Below are 2,524 nucleotides of genomic sequence, written 5' to 3'. Positions count from 1 at the left end.
GTCCAGTGGCAGCCGGCCAAGGAAGGCGGGGCACTGGAGGGCACTCCACTGACCGATCAACGCTTCGCTTACGTCAAATATGACTAAGCAGGGTCGGAATTTGTTGACGCGTATGAAAACATTCGCTGATCCGCTGCAGGGTGGGGTTCACGGCCAATCCAGTTTCGTCTAGGATCGAGCCGGCACCAGAAAGTAGTTTAGCGAATGGCGGTTGCTTGGATCGGCAACCGGGAAGCGCTGATTGAGCACGCGGCTGCGCATGCCGCGTCGCTATTGTCGTCAAGTCGGTGCCCGGTTTTCAGCTTTGATACGGATATAGATGGCACGAGGGCGGCGATCGCGCTGGCTGAGCGGGCTGGCGCGGCATACGACCATGCCGATGGTGCGGCACTTGCCCGAGAGACCGCGCTTTTTACCGACAAGGGGGCAATGACCGTCGCCCCCGGAGAGACGCGCCGGCGTGCCGATGTCGTGGTGATCGTGGGCGAGCTCCCGCGGATCCATCATGGTCTTGTTGGCGAACTTGCCGGGACGGTTCCCGACCTCTCGACCGGCAACCAGCGCGCGTTCTTCGTGGTAGGCCCAAACGGGATGTCTGTGCCGCCGCTGAACGGCGGACGCAAGGCAACACAACTTTCCTGTGGCCAAGCTAGCCTCGCCGCCACGCTGGCGGCACTGAGGGCACAGTACAAAGGGCGGCGTACATCGCAACCGGTGTCGAATTTCAATGATTTTGCCAAAGCTCTGGCGGCCGCGCATTTTCCCGTGTTCCTGTTTTCAGGCCACGCCGCCGAAGGCTTGGCATTGGAGATGCTGCAAGGACTGATCGCCGATCTCAATCGCAAATCGCGCGCATCCAGCCTTTATCTGCCGGCGAGCGAAAACGGGTGGGGAAGCGCGCTCGCCTCGGCCTGGATGACAGGTTTTCCGCTGCGCACCGGCTTTGCGCGCGGCCTCCCTGAATTCGATCCCTGGAGCTGCGATGTGGAGCGCATGATCGCTGCCGGCGAAGCTGACCTGCACCTGCGGATCTCCGCCGCAACGGCCCAACTACAGAAAAAAAGGGCACGCATGGCGCTGATTGTGCTGACGAAAACGGAAAAGCCGGTTGCCGGCGCCGCAGTCACCATGGCCATCGGCGAGGCTGGGGTCGATCACGATGCGGTTGTCTACTCCAGCCGCACGGGCTCGCTCAGGTCGATCGATGCGCAAGCGGACTCGCAATTGCCCTCCGCCGCGACGATCATCCGCCTGATCGCTACCCACGCTTTCGCCGAGGCACTGCCATGCTGACGAAAATCGCCGGCGGCGACATCATCGATCCCGTCAACGGCCGTCTCGACAAGGGCGACCTCTGGATCAAGGACGACAAGATCGTTCCGGCGCCGGCGGGAGGGGCGGCCGACCGGACCATCGAAGCCAGCGGCTGCATCGTGATGGCTGGCGCCATCGACATCCACTCCCACATCGGTGGCGGCAATGTGAACACCGCGCGGCTGCTCTTGCCCGAACAGCATGCCGCCCATCAGCTGCGGCCAGCAATGACGCCGCTCGCCAATGCCGGCTGGTCAACCTTCCAGACCGGCTGCCTCTACGCAAAGATGGGCTTTACGACGGTCGTCGAGCCGGCGATGTCGCCGGGAGCGGCGCTGCACACGCATCTCGAACTGGCTGACATCCCGATTATCGACAAAGCGACCCTTGCCATTCTCGGCAACGACGATTTCCTGTTGTCGATGATCCGCGACGACGCCCCCCGGACGATGATCGAGGACTATGTCGCCTGGACGGTCGCTTCGACGCGAGCGCTTGGGGTCAAGGTGATCAACGCCGGTGCGGCGGCCGCCTTCAAGGAGAACGTCCGCACCTTCTCGCTGGATGATGTCGTGCCTTCCTATGGCGTCAGTTCGCGCAAGATCGTCAAGACGCTGCAGGTCGCCGTCGACAGTCTTGGCTTGCCGCATCCCTTGCATGTCCATTGCAACAATCTGGGCAGCCCCGGATCGGCGGATACGGCGGCTGCGACGATTGCAGCGGCGGATGGACTGCCGCTGCATCTCGCCCACCTCCAGTTCTATGGCTATGGCACGGAAGGAAAACGCGGGTTTTCCTCTGCCGCCGCACGGCTTGCCGAACTAGTCAACGCGACGCCGGAAGTCACCATCGATATCGGCCAGGTGATGTTCGGCCAGACGGTCACGGTCTCCTCCGACGTCATGCGGCAGTTTTCGGCGCGTGGCAGCGCACACCCGAAAAAGACCGTCATTCATGACGGTGACGGCAATGGCGGCGGCATCGTGCCTTACAGCTATGGCAAGGACTTCTACGGCACGATGCAGTGGGCGATCGGGCTCGAGCTTTTTCTCCTGATCGACGATCCTTGGCGTGTGTTCTTCACCACCGATCATCCCAACGGTGCACCTTTTACCGCCTATCCGGCGCTGTTCGAACTGCTGATGAGCCGGGAAGCGCGCACCGAAATGGCCGCCGGACTTTCCCTATCCGCCCTGGCGCTCTCTACCCT

The 2,524-nt window shown here is 62.4% G+C and carries 2 protein-coding genes and 1 pseudogene; all 3 read left to right on the top strand.

Annotated elements, in window-relative coordinates:
• Positions 1-87: pseudogene (locus EN914_RS39530) on the top strand (4a-hydroxytetrahydrobiopterin dehydratase); the annotation flags it as partial.
• Between the two features lie 342 nt (positions 88-429).
• Positions 430-1,293: a tungsten formylmethanofuran dehydrogenase gene (locus EN914_RS31885; RefSeq protein ID WP_245497887.1), complete on the top strand. Its 864-nt coding sequence runs from the start codon at positions 430-432 to the stop codon at positions 1,291-1,293.
• Positions 1,287-2,524, top strand: a 1,238-nt coding sequence (locus EN914_RS31880) for a formylmethanofuran dehydrogenase subunit A (protein ID WP_127389523.1), incomplete at its 3' end; no start/stop codon positions are given. The genes EN914_RS31885 and EN914_RS31880, both read left to right, overlap by 7 nt.

This window comes from Mesorhizobium sp. M7A.F.Ca.CA.001.08.2.1 (assembly GCF_003998455.1).
Classification (GTDB): domain Bacteria; phylum Pseudomonadota; class Alphaproteobacteria; order Rhizobiales; family Rhizobiaceae; genus Mesorhizobium; species Mesorhizobium ciceri.
The sequence above is the reverse complement of the archived record's forward strand: the minus strand, read 5'-3'. Positions and strand labels throughout refer to the sequence as shown.